The organism is Mycobacterium sp. OAE908 (genome assembly GCF_017872775.1).
Lineage (GTDB): Bacteria > Actinomycetota > Actinomycetes > Mycobacteriales > Mycobacteriaceae > Mycobacterium.
The window spans coordinates 712,794-727,781 of sequence record NZ_JAGGJL010000002.1; the positions used below are offsets into that span (position 1 = coordinate 712,794).

Below are 14,988 nucleotides of genomic sequence, written 5' to 3' on the forward strand. Positions count from 1 at the left end.
GGTGCTACGGGCTGAGTAGTTGGCCGGTGCTGAAGGCGCAGGCCGTCACTGCCAAAGTGATTGGGATCCGCGCCCATAGCGGGAGTCGTCCAGCCGCGCGTCATAGATAGGTGACAACAAACGCTGGAGGTGTTGGCGGCCAATGCCATCATTGGTGGGTGACCACCGGTGCACATGTTGTGATCGACCGCCTGATCGCGGGCGAAGTCGACGTCTGTTTCGCCAACCCCGGCACATCGGAGATGCATTTCGTCGCTGCGCTGGACTCCGCTCCCCAGATGCGAGCGGTGCTGTGCCTCTTCGAAGGAGTGGTGACCGGCGCAGCGGACGGGTACGCGCGCATCGCGGGTAAGCCCGCCGCCACCCTGCTGCATCTGGGGCCGGGCATGGCGAACGGATTGGCCAACCTGCACAATGCGCGACGAGCGCACAGCCCGGTTGTCAACGTCGTCGGCGATCACGCCACCTATCACCAAAGACTTGATGCGCCGCTGCAATCCGACATCGATGTGCTGGGGCACTGGCTGACAGGCACGGTGCATCGGCCCGGGTCAACCGCTGAGCTCTCAGCGACCGTCGACCGGGCCATTGCCTCGGCGAATCTCGGCCGTATCGCGACGCTCGTCTTGCCGGCCGACCTGTCGTGGGGCGACGCGCAAGCCGACGCACCTCCATCGGCACCACTGACCGATCGCGAGCGCGAGATCGTACAGTTGCTTTCGCAGGGACACTCCATTCGCGAGGTCGCCGAGCAGCTGACCGTATCGACCAGAACGGTCGAAGGCCACGTGTATCGCGTGATGACAAAACTCGGTCCACGAAGTGAGTGGGCGACCGGAACGCGCGAGTCAGCCGACGTGGACGTCGCCGGTGCCGCGGAATTGCTGAAAACGTACGGGGAGAAAGCAGTGCTGCTGCTGGGCGGAGCGGCCACCGCCGCGTCCGGTCTGCGTGCCGCGGCGAGGATCTCGGCAGCCACCGGCTCTCGTGTGCTCGTCGAGACGTTTCCCGCCCGACTGGCGCGGGGCCGAGGTGTGCCGGACATCGCGCGGCTCGGCTACTTCGCCGAAATGGCGCAGGAACAGCTCAGGGGCGCAAGGCATTTGATCCTTGCGGGCGCGCGGTCCCCGGTCGCCTTCTTCGCGTACCCGAACCTGCCCGGCGATCTGGTGCCCAGTGGTGCAAAGGTGCACACGGTCCCGGCCTCACGCTTGGCGGACGTCGCCGACCGTCTGGCCGCCCCAGCATTTGTCGAGTCCCCATCCAGTCCGGCGCAATTACCAAGCGGGCCATTGCGATCCGACAACTGGGCCTCCGTCATCGGCGCGCTGTTGCCCGACAACGCGATCATCTCCGACGAGGCCAACACCAGCGGTCTGCTGCTGCCCGATGCGACGGCCGCGTCACCCCCGCACGATGTGCTGACGCTGACCGGAGGTGCGATCGGACAAGGACTGCCGGTCGCGGTCGGCGCCGCCATCGCCGCGCCGCACCGGCCCGTCGTCGCACTGCAGTCCGACGGCAGCGCCATGTACACGATTTCGGCGTTGTGGACCATGGCTCGCGAACGACTCGACATCACCGTCGTCATCCTCAACAACCGCGCCTACGCGATCCTGCAACTCGAGTTGCAGCGCGTCGGCGCCACTGCGGGCGGCGCGAAGGCGCAGTCGCTGCTCGACCTGTCCAATCCGAACCTCGACTTCGTCGCCATCGCCGACGGGTTCGGTGTTCGCGCCACGCGGGCCACCACCGTCGAAGAACTCGCGACCCAATTCAGCGCCGCGATCGCGGAGCCAGGACCGCACCTCATCGACGCCGTATTGGCCAGATAGGGGCCTGCCGCCGTGATATTGCCATCGCGGCTGCTACTGTCGGGCTGTGCACACCATCGCGGTACTGGCCCTGCCGGACACGATCGCGTTCGACTTGTGCACCGCCGTCGAAACGTTCGGTCGGGCAGCGCTGCTGACCGGCGAACCGGCCTACCGGGTTCTGGTGTGCGGCGCTGAACCCGTCGTCACCGCCGGCCCCATGCGCATCGCCACCGACCACGGCATGGACGCCGCGGCCGAGGCCGACACGATCGTGGTGCCCGGCCGCAACGACGTCACCGTTGCCACGCCCGATCACGTGCTGCGCGTGCTCAAGGCGGCGTATGCGAACGGCGCCAGGATCGCGTCGATCTGTTCGGGCGCCTTCAGCCTTGCCGAAGCGGGACTGCTGGACGGAAGGCGCGCGACCACCCACTGGCTGGCGGCCGAGGAGTTTCGTGCCACGTACCCAGCGGTGGATCTCGATCCCGACGTTCTCTACGTCGACGACGGCCAGGTGCTGACCTCCGCGGGTGCATCGGCGGGCTTGGATCTGTGCTTGCACATGGTGGCCCGCGATCACGGCGCCGCCGTAGCGGCGCACGCCGCACGCCTCGCTGTCGCGCCGTTGCATCGCAGCGGGGGACAGGCGCAGTTCATCTTGCGAAATGTGGCTCCCGCCAAGCACATTGCCGAGCGCACCGAACTCGACGATGTGCTGGCATGGATCGAGCAGCAGGCGCATCGCGACCTGACGCTCGGCGACATCGCCACGCGGGCCGCCATGAGCGTGCGCACACTGAACCGCCGCTTTCAGGCCGAGACGGGTCAGACACCGATGCAGTGGGTGACCGGCGTTCGCATCCGGCATGCTCAGCAGCTGCTGGAGAGCACCGCCCACGCTATCGAAAAGATCGGCCGCGACGTCGGATTCAGCTCGCCGGCCAATTTCCGTGAGCAGTTCCGGCGGCTCACCGGAGTGCCGCCGCAGAGCTATCGCAACACGTTTCGCGACCGGATGGCCGGCTGATCATCTGGGCTTGGGCCGCTTCCACAGCACCACCTGAGCCAACGGAATCTGCATCTCCTCCGGCTCCGCGGCCATCCGCGCCGCGACACCGGCCTCCAGCCGCTCCATGAACTCGGCGCACCGCGGATCACTTCGTCCGCCGTCGAGCGCGCTAGCCAGCGTCGGGAACACCGATGCCCTCGCGAACGCCGCCCACTGCACGCCGAAAGCCTTGGCGTCATGGTCGACTCGGTACTGGGACCAGAACCGGTCCTCGGCGTTGAACACCTCGAGGTGCTCGATTTCGAGTCGCTCGAATCGACCCTTCGGCGCGAACGGCGACAAGAAATCCGCCGCCCGGCGAGACACCATCGGAATGCACATACGGTAGCGCTCGTCCTCGGTGAGCAGACCCTGAGCCACGAGGTCGGCGAGTTCGGCGATCATGCCGCGGAACAACGGCCGGTGTCCGAACTCGCCGTCGTCGCCAACCGCAGTTGTCAGCACGACAAGGCGCCCGCCGGGGCACAGTTCACGACCGCGGAACGCGACGAACTCATGCCAGTCGATCGCCGCCTGCCTGGCGTAGGCCGCCTTCACACTTTCGTCTTCGCTGTAGGACACCTGTAGGTGGTCGGGCACCGGTGCGGGCACCTTGCCGAGCCACTGGATCGCCCATGACGACCAGCCAAGGTGCACGCTGTTGGACGGCAAAATCTGGTGGTAGAACGACCGGCCGATCGCCGATGCGAAGCACGCCGCATCCTTCTTCAAGTACGAGTCGGGGTCGTCGTCGAGCGTCTGGAAGAGCACGGTGAAGTCGTTGTCGGCCACGTCTGTGTGCGCGACCAAGATCGAATGTTCGGGCCGGGTCCGCTTGCGCAGCACTGCAATTGCCGCGCAGATCGGCAGCAGGGAATTGTGACCGGTTGACGCCCCGTAATCGGCGATCACGATCGGTTGCGGTGGCCGGGGAAGTGGGACGGTTTCGGCCGCGTCTTCCAAAAGCTTTATCGCTACCGGTAATCCGGCTGCTTGCAGCCGTGAGCTGGCCGTATAGGAACCGCTGTTCAGCGGCTCCGGCCGTACGACGATGCTCGATTCGGGCACACTACGACGGTAGCTCCCGGATGCGGCGAGCGCCGACGAAGGCCCGGTTCAGTCTGCCGTCGGGTAGCTCACCCCGGTCAGTTGCTCGGACAGCTCCCACAACCGGCGGCAGTCGGCCTCGTTCCTGGAGCGATCGAGGATCTTGGCGTCGGTGACGCCGCCGCCTGCGAGTTCGAGGAAGCCATGCGGGCCGTAGAACGCCTCGCCCTTCGCCTCGGGGGATGTCGCGGCGTAAAGCGGCGGCAGGATGCCCTCGTCGATCTCCTGCCACATGAACGGCGCAAGCCGCCGGCTCACGCGGTAGAAGCGTTCCAACAGCGTCGGGCTGTCCTTGCCCTGCGAGGGGCCGCTGAGCTGCAGGTTCGTCTTACACAGGCCGGGGTGTGCGGCGTTCGAGACGATGCCCCATCCGCCGCGTCGGCTCCTGCGGTCCAACTCGATCGCGAACATCAGATTCGCTGACTTGGACTGTGCGTAGGCGCCCGTCGCGTTGTATCGCTTCTCCCATTGCGGATCGTCGAACTTGATGCCGCCCAACCGGGCCGCCGAACTGCTCAACGACGTCACCCGCGCTCCGTCGGCGGCGCGCAAGAGCGGAAGGACGTGGCCCGTCAGCGCGAAATGGCCGAGGTGATTGCAGCCGAACTGCAGCTCGAAACCGTCCGCGGTCGTCTCCCTCTGCGGCGGCTGCATGATGCCCGCGTTGTTGATCAGGATGTCGATCGGCCTGCCCTCGGCGACGAGTTCCTCGCCGAGCGCCCGGACGCTCGCCAGCGACGACAGGTCGAGACTCTTGATCGCCAGCGACGACAGGTCGAGACTCTTGATCGCCAGCTTCGCGTTCGGCACCGTCGCGCGGATCTGATCGGCGGCGACTTCGCCCTTCGCCCGATTGCGGATGGCCATGATGACGTCGGCGCCTGCAGCGGACAACCGAGAGGCCAACCCGAGACCGAGGCCGGAGTTGGCCCCGGTCACGACGGCCAGCTTGCCGGACAGGTCGGGAACGGTGACGTCACGTTCGTTGGTGGCCACGGATTGTCTCCTTGCATCGGCGGGATAACCGAACAATAACGAACCATCGGTCTGATAACAAGAGCCCATTGGTCTGATAACTTCTAGCTGTGACGTTTCAGCGCGCACGGCGGCCCGAACAGCTGGCGGCCCGCCGCGCGGCGATCTTGACCAGCGCGCGCGAAATGCTGGCCGAGAAGGCGGTGGCCGACATCAGCCTGCGCGAACTCTCCGATCGAATCGGCCTGGCCAAGTCCAATGTGCTGCGCTACTTCGACAGCCGGGAAGCGATCTTCCTCGAAATCCTCGACGAGGAGTTTGCCGGTTGGCTGGCGGACCTCGAGGCGGGACTCGGCAGGCCGCGAGCGAGGAAACCCAACTACGCCAACGAAATTCGCGTCGCAACGGTGATCGCTGACTCTCTCGAGGGCAGACAGTCGCTGTGCGAGTTGGTCGCGTCGATGGCCGTCGTGCTCGAACGCAACATCTCCTATGACTTCGCGCGTGACTTCAAGGCGCGTGCGACGGCGCGAATAGCAGAGTTGGCCCAACTGGTCGCTACCCACCTGCCGTGGCTGCCGCGCGACTTCGCGGACTTCTTCGCCGAGGGCGCGCTCACCCTGCTCGCGGGGATGTATCCGTTCTCGGTGCCCACCGAACCGGTCCGCGCGGCGATAGCCGAGTTGGGCATTGCCGAACCTGAGGAGCGGTTCCGCGACGGCCTTCGCATCGGATTGTCGACGTGGCTGATAGGCGCCGCGGCGCAAACCGGGGCGTGACAGACTTTCGCGCATGCGCAAACGGGTCGGGCCTCGGATCGCGATTCTCTCCGCCGTCGTGGCGTTGGTTGTCGGAGGCGTCGGCCTTATCGCCATGCTGATCCTCAACGCGTTCGTGCTCGACGAGTTCGACGCTTACGGCGAGGTGCCGGTCCCCGGTTCGACCAGCCTGCACCTGCCGGCCGGTGAGGTGACCGTCAGCTTTCACACGATGGTCACGGGCAGCCCCTCGAGCGGGTTTCCCATTCCGGACCTGAAGTTCTCGATCACGCCGCAGCACGGCGGCGCCAAACCCGAAGTGACCGAAAGCGTGGGCGGCACAACGACGGTGAACAGCGACACGCATGTACAGGTGTGGCTGCTGCAGGTCCCGCAAGAGGGTGACTACGACGTCGTCACGGACGGAAATGTCAACGGCTACATCGATCCTCGGCTCGCGTTCGGCCACGGCAGTTCCTACGGATGGTTGACGTGGTTGTTCGGCGGGATTCTTGCTCTCGGCGTAGTGGAGCTTGTGGTGGGGTTGTTCTGGTCGGCCCGTTCCGCGAAGGCGGCCAGACCGCTCACTCCTGAGGAGACCGTGCACCTCGACGAGCCATCGTGGAGCGACGGACCGGTGGCGAGCTACGCACCGAGCGACCAGGGCGTGCGACTGGAGCAGCTGCGACAGCTTGCGGCACTGCGTGATTCGGGCGCATTGACCGAAGCCGAATTCGCGAACGAGAAGCGCCGAATTCTCGAGCGCTGAACATCCCGCGGAGGAGTTGGGTCTAGTGGCCGCGGGCCACCCATTCGTCGTAGTGCACGATCTCGTCGCCGATGGTGGTCGAGTCGCCGTGGCCGGTGTAGACCACCGTCTCACCCGGCAGCGTCCCGAGTCGGCCCGAGATCGATTCGAGGATCGTGGGGAAGTCGGAATAGGACCGACCCGTCGCGCCGGGCCCGCCTTGGAACAGCGTGTCGCCGGAGAACACCGCGCCCAGTTCAGGGGCGTGCCAGCACACCGACCCCGGCGAGTGACCCGGCGTGTGGATCGCGCGCAATTCGTGACCGGCAACCCGCAGCGTGTCGCCGTCGTCAACGGTTCGGAAGTCCTTGTCCGGATGGGTCATTCGCCAGAGCACATCGTCGGCAGCGTGCATTAGCACGGGGGCATCGAGGGCCTCGGCCAATTGCGGCGCCACTGTCACGTGATCGTTGTGCCCGTGCGTGCACACCACCGCGACGACGTGGCGACCGCCGACGGCCATCACGATCGGTCCTGCGTCGTGCGCGGCGTCGAAGACCACCACCTCGGAGTCGTCGCCGACGATCCAGATGTTGTTGTCGACTTCCCAACTGCCGCCGTCGAGTTCGAAGGTGCCGTGGGTGACGACCCGCTGAATTGGACCGCCGTTCACTTCACAACCACCACGCTGCGCAGTACCTCTCCTGCGTGCATTTTGTGGAAGGCGTCTTCGATGTCGCCGAGGCCGATGCGCTCGGAGACGAACTTCTCCAGCGGCAGCCTGCCCTGCAGATACAAACTGATCAGGGTGGGGAAGTCGCGCTCGGGCAGGCAATCGCCGTACCAGGATGACTTCAGCGAGCCGCCGCGAGAGAAGAAGTCGATCAGCGGCATTTCCAGCTTCATATCCGGCGTTGGAACACCAACCAGCACAACAGTTCCCGCTAGATCGCGGGCGTAGAACGCCTGCTTCCACGTCTCCGGTCGGCCGACCGCGTCGATGACAACGTCGGCGCCGTTCCCGTCGGTCAGATCCTGGATGGTCTGCACCGGATCCAGGTCGCGGGCGTTGATGGTGTGCGTGGCGCCAAATCCTCTGGCCCAGTTCAGTTTCGTGTTGTCGGTGTCGACCGCGATGATCCGCTTGGCGCCGACCAACGCCGCACCCGCGATCGCCGCATCACCCACACCGCCGCAGCCGATCACCGCGACGGTGTCGTCGCGGCCCACCGCGCCGGTGTTGACCGCAGCGCCCAGGCCGGCCATCACGCCGCAGCCCAGCAGCCCGGCCACCGCGGGGTCGGCGGCGGGATCGACCTTGGTGCACTGCAACTCATGCACCAGCGTCTTGTCGGCGAACGCGCCGATGCCCAATGCCGGGGTCAGCTCGGTGCCGTCGGTCAGTGTCATCGGAGCGCTGGCGTTGAACGTGTTGAAGCAGTACCACGGTCTGCCCCGCTTACACGCCCGGCATTCACCACACACCGCGCGCCAATTCAGGATGACGAAGTCGCCGGGCTCGACATGGGTCACGCCATCGCCGACCGCCTCGACGGTGCCTGCGGCTTCGTGTCCGAGCAGGAACGGGAACTCGTCGTTGATGCCGCCGTCGCGGTACGTCAGGTCGGTGTGGCAAACCCCACACGCAAGGATGGCGACCACCACGTCGCCGGGCCCTGGGTCGGGGATGACCACATCCACCAACTCCACTGGATCGCCCTTCTTCCGCGAAATCACACCGCGCACCGTCTGAGTCATGCGTACAACCTAATGGCAGCGGTGGGAGGCTAAAGGGGTGATCCCGGCTCTGTACCTGTCCCATGGCGCACCACCACTGGTCGACGACGCGCTATGGGTTTCGCAGCTGAAGAAGTGGGCGCGCGATCTGCCGGCGCCACGCGCGATCCTCGTCGTGTCTGCCCACTGGGAAGCCGCTCCGCTGACCATCGGGTCGACCTCCACCGAGACCCCGTTGACCTACGACTTCTGGGGTTTCCCGCAGCGCTATTACGACGTCACCTACGACGCACCAGGCGCATCCGACCTCGCCGCCCGGGTCGAAGCGCTGATGCCCGACGACGAACCCGTCGCCCACGATCCCGATCGCAGGCTCGACCACGGCGCCTACGTGCCGCTGACGGTCATGTATCCCGCAGCCAGCATCCCGGTGCTGCAGATCTCGATGCCCACGCTGGACCCGCAGCACCTCCTTGCGCTGGGCCAGCGGCTGCGACCGCTGCGCGACGAAGGCGTGCTGATCATCGGATCCGGGTTCACCACGCACGGTCTGCCATTCCTCGATGACCCGTCGCCCGGCGCCACTCCGCCGGGGTGGTCGACCGAATTCGACGCGTGGGCCAGGGAGCGGTTGTCGGCCGGCGATGTCGACGCGCTGGTCGACTTCCGTCACCGCGCGCCAGGCATGCCCTATGCCCATCCGACGATCGAGCACTTCTCGCCGTTGTTCGTCGCGCTCGGGGCGTCCGGCGACCCGGGGCAGACGCCCAAGCAGGTCATCGATGGCTACTGGATGGGCCTGGCGAAACGGTCCATTGAACTGATCTGACCCGCCTACCGTTGACGTTGGCATGACGACGCTTGAGCCGAATACCGACACCACCGAGGAATTCGCCGAACGGATGATCGGCGCGATCGACAGCGCCAGCCTGGCCATCCTGCTTTCGATCGGACACCAGACCAAGCTGTTCGACACGATGGCCGGGCTGCCGGCCGCCACGAGCGCGCAGATCGCCGACGCCGCCGGGCTCAACGAACGCTATGTCCGTGAGTGGCTGGGGGGCGTGACCGCGGGCCGGATTGTCGATTACGACCCCACGGCGCAGACCTATTCTCTGCCTGCCCACCGCGCCGCCGTGCTGACTCGCTCAGCCGGGCCAGACAACCTGTCGCGCGTTGCGCAGTTCATTCCGCTTCTGGGCGAGGTGGAACAGAAGATCATCGGTTGCTTCTCTGCCGGCGGCGGGCTGTCGTACCGCGAGTATCCGCGGTTCCACAAACTGATGGCCGAGATGAGCGGCGAAACGTTCGACGCCGCGCTCATCGACGTCATACTGCCGATGGCCGGCGGCCTCCCTGAACTGCTTCGCGACGGCGCCGACGTGGCCGACATCGGCACGGGCAGCGGACATGCCATCAATGTGATGGCAAGGGCGTTCCCGGCCAGTAGGTTCACCGGTATCGACTTCTCCGACGAGGGTCTCGCCGCAGCCAGGGCAGAAGCGTCGCAGTGGGGACTGACCAACGCGACGTTCGTCGCCAAGGACGTCGCCGCACTAAACGAGGCCGAAACCTATGACGTCATAACCGTTTTCGACGCGATCCACGACCAAGCCCATCCGGCGCAGGTGCTCGCCAACATCTACCGAGCGCTGCGGCCCGGTGGTGTTTTCCTCATGGTCGACATCAAGGCGTCCAGCCAAGTCGAGGACAACATCGGCGTGCCATTCGCGGCGTATTTGTACACCGTTTCGACGATGCACTGCATGAGTGTGTCGCTGGGCTTGGACGGCGACGGGCTGGGCACCGTTTGGGGGCGTCAGCTTGCCACGACGATGCTGGCCGATGCCGGCTTCCGCGATGTCCAGGTGCACGAGATCGATTCGGACCCGATCAACTTCTACTACGTCGCGCGGAAGTAGTGATGCTGCCTCAACTGGGCGGCGACGGCTTGTTCGTGACCGACGGCGGCCTGGAGACAGAGCTGATCTTCCACGACGGCCTCGACTTGCCGTGCTTTGCCGCGTTCCCGTTGCTCGGCGACCCGCAGACTCGCGCCCACCTTCGCCGCTACTACCACCGCTATCTCGCCATCGCGCGGGAGCACGGCACGGGCTTCCTCATCGAAACCCCAACGTGGCGGGCCAATTCCGAGTGGGCGCACCGACTCGGTTATTCCTCCGAGCAACTCGACGCCGTCAACCGCGACGCAGTGACGCTGGCCGAAGAGGTGCGGGCCGTCGCGGCGGCCGACGGGGTCGGCGCGGTGGTGAGCGGATGCGTCGGCCCACGCGGCGACGGCTACGATCCGGCGAACGTGATGACGCCTCAAGAGGCCGAGCGCTACCACGCGGCGCAGATCGGCACGTTCGCGACGACCACCGCAGACCAAGTAACCGCGATGACCCTGACCGACGTCAACGAAGCGATCGGCATCGTGCGCGCTGCCGCGGCGGCGGGCATCCCCGCGGCGATATCCTTCACGGTCGAGGGCGACGGTCGGCTACCCGCGGGCCAGCCGCTGCATGAGGCCATCGAGCAGGTCGACGCCGAGACCGGCGCTGCTGCAGCGTATTTCATGATCAACTGCGCCCACCCCGTTCACTTTGCCGATGCGCTCAAACCCGATGGGGCATGGCGGCGAAGACTCGTCGGCCTGCGTGCGAACGCATCCATGAAAAGTCACGCCGAACTCGATGAGGCGACAGAACTCGACGAGGGCGATCCGGTCGATCTCGGCGCCAGGCACGGCGCGCTTCGGGACCGGCTGTCGGCTGTCACTGTGCTCGGCGGCTGCTGCGGCACGGACGCCCGGCATGTGGCGGCGATCGTTTCGGCGTGGCGGGCCAACTAGGCTCCTGCGGGTGACTGCGCTCGATGCGATAGCCGACTGGCCGGTCGATTCCGCTGCCGCCGCCGTGGTCGCGCCGTCGGGTGTGGTCGCTGAGTATGGCGACGCGAAACAGCGCTTCGCGCTGGCGTCGGTGACCAAGCCGCTCGTCGCGCGTGCCGCCCAGATCGCGATCGAAGAGGGTGTCGTCGAACTCGACACCCAAGCCGGGCCAGAGGGGTCCACGGTCAGGCACCTGCTGGCGCACGCGACGGGTTACGCGATGAACTCGCCGGAACTGATCGCCAAGCCGGGTCAGCGCCGCGTCTACTCCAACTACGGGTTCCGGGTGCTTGCCGAGACGCTGCAGCACGCTTCGGGCATCGAGTTCGGCCAGTACCTGGTCGAGGCGGTGTTCGAACCGCTCGACATGGTCGATTCCGTGCTGGAGGGCGGCGCGGAAGCCGCCGGATTCGGGGCGGCGTCGACGGTTGCCGACCTGGTGGCCTTCGCGGGGGACCTGCTGCGGCCCAGAACCGTGTCGCCGCAGATGCACGCCGACGCTGTTGACGTGCAGTTTCCGGGGCTGGCCGGGGTCTTGCCAGGTTTCGGGTCGCAGCGGCCCAACGACTGGGGGCTTGGCTTCGAAATCAGGGACGCCAAGTCGCCGCATTGGACGGGAGCGTCCAACTCAGGGCGCACGTACGGCCATTTCGGCCAGTCAGGGACGTTTTTGTGGGTCGATCCGGACGTGGATCTGGCGCTCGTGGTGCTGACGGATCGCAGTTTCGGCGAGTGGACATACCCGCTCTGGCCAGCAATCTCTGACGAAGTCCTGAGAGAATTCGGGACAGACTAGCGCAACATAGGCCTCACAAGGCACAATGGACACGCACGACACAGCTGTAATTCGGATTCACAAGGCCGCTTGGGGAAGACGTCCCTCGTGGAACCGAAGGAGCAGCAGATGCGTGCAGCGAACCAATTCGCCGACGCGGCGACCGGTGTGGTGTACGTCCATGCCTCACCCGCGGCGGTATGCCCGCACGTCGAGTGGGCGTTGTCGTCGACCCTTCAAGCAAGGGCGAACCTGAAGTGGACGCCGCAGCCGGCCATGCCGGGACAACTGCGCGCGATCACCAACTGGATCGGGCCGGTGGGCACCGGCGCCCAGTTGGCCAATGCGCTGCGCTCGTGGTCGGTCCTGCGGTTCGAAGTGACCGAGGACCCCAGCGAGGGCGTTGACGGGCACCGCTGGTGCCACACCCCTCAGCTCGGTCTGTGGAGCGGCGTGATGAGCGCCAACGGCGATGTGATGGTCGGCGAGATGCGGCTGCGCACGTTGATGTCGTCGGGGGCCGATGTGCTGGCGGCCGAACTGGATACGGTGCTGGGCACCGCATGGGACGAGGCGCTGGAGCCGTACCGCGACGGCGGCGACACGGCAGAGGTCAGCTGGCTCAACCGGGGAGTCGGGTAAGGATCTGCAGCGCGCCCGGCACTGCTGACACGTCTACCGGCAGCGGGCACACGTACTCGCCGTCGGCGTAGGCGTTGATGCCGGGGGAGTCGACGCTGACCGAGCGTGCACGCTCGGTGGTGACGGCGTCGAGTTCAATGTGCGTGCCCTTGAAAACGGTGGGAAACAAGCGAATCAGCCTTGTTCGCGACGTCGCATGCACCATCGTGATGTCGAGTTGGCCGTCGGTATGGTCAGCGCCGGGGCAGATCTGCATGCCGCCGCCATAGCTCTTGGTGTTGCCGAAGGCGGCCAGCGTCAAGTCGGCGACGATCGTCTTACCGTCGTCGAACGCCAATCGGAACGGCAGCGGCCGCAGCCGTGAGATCTCGGCGACCATCGCCAGGTTGTAGCGCATCCGGCCGTGCGGCCAACGCATACGATTCGTGCGATCGCTGACCAATGAGTCGAAGCCCGCGGCCATGACCGTGCCGAACCACCGCTGTACCCCCGCGTGGTTGTCGATGCGGCCGAGGTCGACGGTTTCCGTCCACCCGTCGGCGACGACGTCCGCAGCGGCCTCGGGATCGTTTCTGGGAAGCCCGTATTCGCGTGCGTGGTCGTTTCCGGTACCCGCAGGAATGATGCCGAGCGGGACGTCGCCGAGCGCCAGTGACTGCAACGCCAACGAGATGACACCGTCGCCGCCACACACCACAAGCGCGTCGGTGCCGGCTTTCAGTGCCTCGTCGAGCAGTAGGCGCGCGTGATCGGCATCCCTGCCGACGATTTCGCACGCGTCGATGCCGCGCTGCTGAAAACGGGCGATTGCCCGCTCGGCTGCATGCATTGCATTGCCGTGACCCGACATCGGATTCGTCAGGACGGTGACGCGGCCGATCTCGCGTTTTGTCACGGAATGAGCTTGCCGGGGTTGAGAATTCCGGCCGGATCGAGCGTGGCCTTCACGGCCCGCAGCACCGCGACGCCGAGGCCGCCGACCTCGTCGCGCATCCACGGCCGGTGGTCGGCACCGACGGCATGGTGGTGGGTGATCGTGGCGCCAGTGCGCATCATCGCATCGGATGCGGCGGTCTTCGCCTTGCGCCACTGCTCGATCGGATTGCCGCGTTGCCCTGCGACGACGGTGAAGTACAGCGATGCGCCAGTCGGATACACATGCGAAATGTGGCACAGCACAAGCGCAGGCGTGCCCGATTCGGCCAGCGAGGTCGTCAACGCTTCTGTGACGGCGGCCTTGAGCGCGGGCACGTTCGACCAACTGGTAGCGGTCTCGAGCGTCTCGCACAGCGCACCCGCCGACAGCAACGAGTCGCGAAGATACGGCGCCCCGAACCGGCCGTGTTCCCACGCCCGCGCGGGCCCCTCACCCAACGACGTGCCGCCCATCGCCTCCAGCAGCGCCCTGGTCTCGGCGTGCCTGCTCTCGGTGTGCGCGGCGGTGCCTTCGAACACGGTGATGGCCAGACAACCGCCGGCGACGCGGTCCTCGCCGATGTTTTCGGTGGTCGCCAGGTTGACGCCGGTTTCGGCCTCGTCGGAGAGTCGGATCACGGTTGGCCCGGTACCGGTTTGCACGACGGCGCGCAGTGCGTCGGCGCCTGTCGCGAAGTCGGGGAACGACCAGGCCTCGTACCGCGTGGTCTCGGGCACCGGATGCACCCGGACGCGGACGCGGGTGATGATGCCGAACACGCCCTCCGAGCCGATCATCAGCTGACGAAGGTCTGGGCCCGCTGCGGACTCCGGCGCGCGGCCCAGGTCGAGCACGCCTGCGGGCGTCACCGTGCGCAGCCCGCGGACCATGTCGTTGAAGCGGCCATAGCCCGCTGAGTCCTGGCCAGACGATCGCGTCGCGGCGAATCCGCCGATGGTGGCGAATTGGAAGCTCTGGGGAAAGTGGCCGAGCGAGTAGCCGCGTTCGCCGAGCAGCCGCTCCGCGTCCGGACCGGTGAGGCCGGCGCCCAGTTCGGCTTCGCCGGACACCTCGTCGAGGGAGTGCAACTGGTCGAGTCGGCGCAGGTCCAGTGAAACCACGGCCTTGAAGTCACCGCGGATCGGGTCGAGACCACCGACCACGCTGGTGCCCCCGCCGAACGGGACGATGGCGATGCTGCGGTCCGCGCAGAACCGGAGGATCTCGGCCACTTCGTCTTCGCCGCCGGGCAACAGCACCGCGTCCGGTGCGTCCTGTACACCAAAGTCTCTGCGGCGCAACAGATCCAACGTCGACTTGCCCCCGGCCCGCAGCAAACGCGCCCGGTCCTCGACATTGCAGTACTCGGCGCCGACGATCGCCGCGAGCGCGTCGCGGTCCGCCTGCGAGAGCGCCGACGGCCGCAACCGGACCTGGTCGGCCTCGAGCTCGGCGGTGCTCGCGTCCTCGAGCCCAAGCGCCTGCTTGAGCAGCGAGCGGATGCCCTCCGACAGCGGTTTTGCCTCCGCGGGGTCGCCCCATGCGTTCCACTTCATTGGGGGCAAAAGCGTC

Annotated in this window: 15 protein-coding genes; 9 read left to right on the forward strand and 6 right to left on the reverse strand. The window is 66.5% G+C overall.

Annotation, left to right across the window (positions count from 1 at the left end):
• The first annotated feature begins 158 nt into the window (after nucleotides 1-158).
• Both J3E61_RS28575 and J3E61_RS28580 read left to right on the forward strand, forming a co-directional pair.
• Nucleotides 159-1,835, forward strand: coding sequence for an acetolactate synthase large subunit (locus tag J3E61_RS28575; protein WP_210086162.1), 1,677 nt, complete (start codon nucleotides 159-161; stop codon nucleotides 1,833-1,835).
• A 46-nt stretch (nucleotides 1,836-1,881) separates the two neighbouring features.
• Complete coding sequence (locus J3E61_RS28580) at nucleotides 1,882-2,844, forward strand: helix-turn-helix domain-containing protein (RefSeq protein ID WP_210086163.1); 963 nt, start codon at nucleotides 1,882-1,884, stop codon at nucleotides 2,842-2,844.
• On the opposite strand, the gene J3E61_RS28585 is transcribed toward J3E61_RS28580, so the two are convergent.
• Nucleotides 2,845-3,933 carry an SAM-dependent methyltransferase gene (locus J3E61_RS28585; protein ID WP_210086164.1) on the reverse strand — a complete coding sequence of 363 codons (1,089 nt, stop codon included), beginning with the start codon at nucleotides 3,931-3,933 and terminating at the stop codon, nucleotides 2,845-2,847.
• A 48-nt stretch (nucleotides 3,934-3,981) separates the two neighbouring features.
• On the reverse strand, nucleotides 3,982-5,037 hold the full coding sequence (locus J3E61_RS28590; protein ID WP_210086165.1) for an SDR family oxidoreductase: 1,056 nt from the start codon (nucleotides 5,035-5,037) through the stop codon (nucleotides 3,982-3,984).
• A 95-nt stretch (nucleotides 5,038-5,132) separates the two neighbouring features.
• On the opposite strand from J3E61_RS28590, the gene J3E61_RS28595 reads away from it, so the two are divergent.
• Both J3E61_RS28595 and J3E61_RS28600 read left to right on the forward strand, forming a co-directional pair.
• On the forward strand, nucleotides 5,133-5,726 hold the full coding sequence (locus J3E61_RS28595; RefSeq protein ID WP_210086735.1) for a TetR family transcriptional regulator: 594 nt from the start codon (nucleotides 5,133-5,135) through the stop codon (nucleotides 5,724-5,726).
• A gap of 13 nt (nucleotides 5,727-5,739) precedes the next feature.
• Nucleotides 5,740-6,474, forward strand: coding sequence for an SHOCT domain-containing protein (locus J3E61_RS28600; protein ID WP_210086166.1), 735 nt, complete (start codon nucleotides 5,740-5,742; stop codon nucleotides 6,472-6,474).
• 22 nt (nucleotides 6,475-6,496) lie between these two features.
• On the opposite strand, the gene J3E61_RS28605 is transcribed toward J3E61_RS28600, so the two are convergent.
• On the reverse strand, nucleotides 6,497-7,126 hold the full coding sequence (locus J3E61_RS28605) for an MBL fold metallo-hydrolase (RefSeq protein WP_210086167.1): 630 nt from the start codon (nucleotides 7,124-7,126) through the stop codon (nucleotides 6,497-6,499).
• Entirely contained in the window at nucleotides 7,123-8,211 is a 1,089-nt protein-coding gene (locus J3E61_RS28610; RefSeq protein ID WP_210086168.1) for an S-(hydroxymethyl)mycothiol dehydrogenase, read from the reverse strand. Before J3E61_RS28610 ends, J3E61_RS28605 begins: the two co-directional genes overlap by 4 nt.
• Before the next feature lie 40 nt (nucleotides 8,212-8,251).
• Here J3E61_RS28610 and J3E61_RS28615 point away from each other — a divergent pair, with 40 nt between their 5' ends.
• The 5 genes from J3E61_RS28615 to J3E61_RS28635 all read left to right on the forward strand — a co-directional run bounded on the left by J3E61_RS28615 (nucleotide 8,252) and on the right by J3E61_RS28635 (nucleotide 12,500).
• Nucleotides 8,252-9,019 carry a dioxygenase gene (locus tag J3E61_RS28615; RefSeq protein WP_210086736.1) on the forward strand — a complete coding sequence of 256 codons (768 nt, stop codon included), beginning with the start codon at nucleotides 8,252-8,254 and terminating at the stop codon, nucleotides 9,017-9,019.
• Nucleotides 9,020-9,041: 22 nt separating this feature from the next.
• Entirely contained in the window at nucleotides 9,042-10,112 is a 1,071-nt protein-coding gene (locus J3E61_RS28620) for a class I SAM-dependent methyltransferase (protein ID WP_210086169.1), read from the forward strand.
• Nucleotides 10,113-10,114: 2 nt separating this feature from the next.
• Nucleotides 10,115-11,044 carry a homocysteine S-methyltransferase family protein gene (locus J3E61_RS28625; RefSeq protein ID WP_210086170.1) on the forward strand — a complete coding sequence of 310 codons (930 nt, stop codon included), beginning with the start codon at nucleotides 10,115-10,117 and terminating at the stop codon, nucleotides 11,042-11,044.
• A 10-nt stretch (nucleotides 11,045-11,054) separates the two neighbouring features.
• Nucleotides 11,055-11,879 carry a beta-lactamase family protein gene (locus J3E61_RS28630; protein WP_210086171.1) on the forward strand — a complete coding sequence of 275 codons (825 nt, stop codon included), beginning with the start codon at nucleotides 11,055-11,057 and terminating at the stop codon, nucleotides 11,877-11,879.
• Between the two features lie 108 nt (nucleotides 11,880-11,987).
• Entirely contained in the window at nucleotides 11,988-12,500 is a 513-nt protein-coding gene (locus J3E61_RS28635; RefSeq protein ID WP_192723194.1) for a DUF3145 family protein, read from the forward strand.
• Here J3E61_RS28635 and J3E61_RS28640 read toward each other — a convergent pair.
• Entirely contained in the window at nucleotides 12,481-13,395 is a 915-nt protein-coding gene (locus J3E61_RS28640) for a diacylglycerol kinase (protein WP_210086172.1), read from the reverse strand. The genes J3E61_RS28635 and J3E61_RS28640 overlap by 20 nt on opposite strands.
• Complete coding sequence (locus J3E61_RS28645) at nucleotides 13,392-14,972, reverse strand: FAD-binding oxidoreductase (RefSeq protein ID WP_210086737.1); 1,581 nt, start codon at nucleotides 14,970-14,972, stop codon at nucleotides 13,392-13,394. The genes J3E61_RS28640 and J3E61_RS28645 overlap by 4 nt, the downstream gene beginning before the upstream one ends.
• Nucleotides 14,973-14,988: the final 16 nt, after the last annotated feature.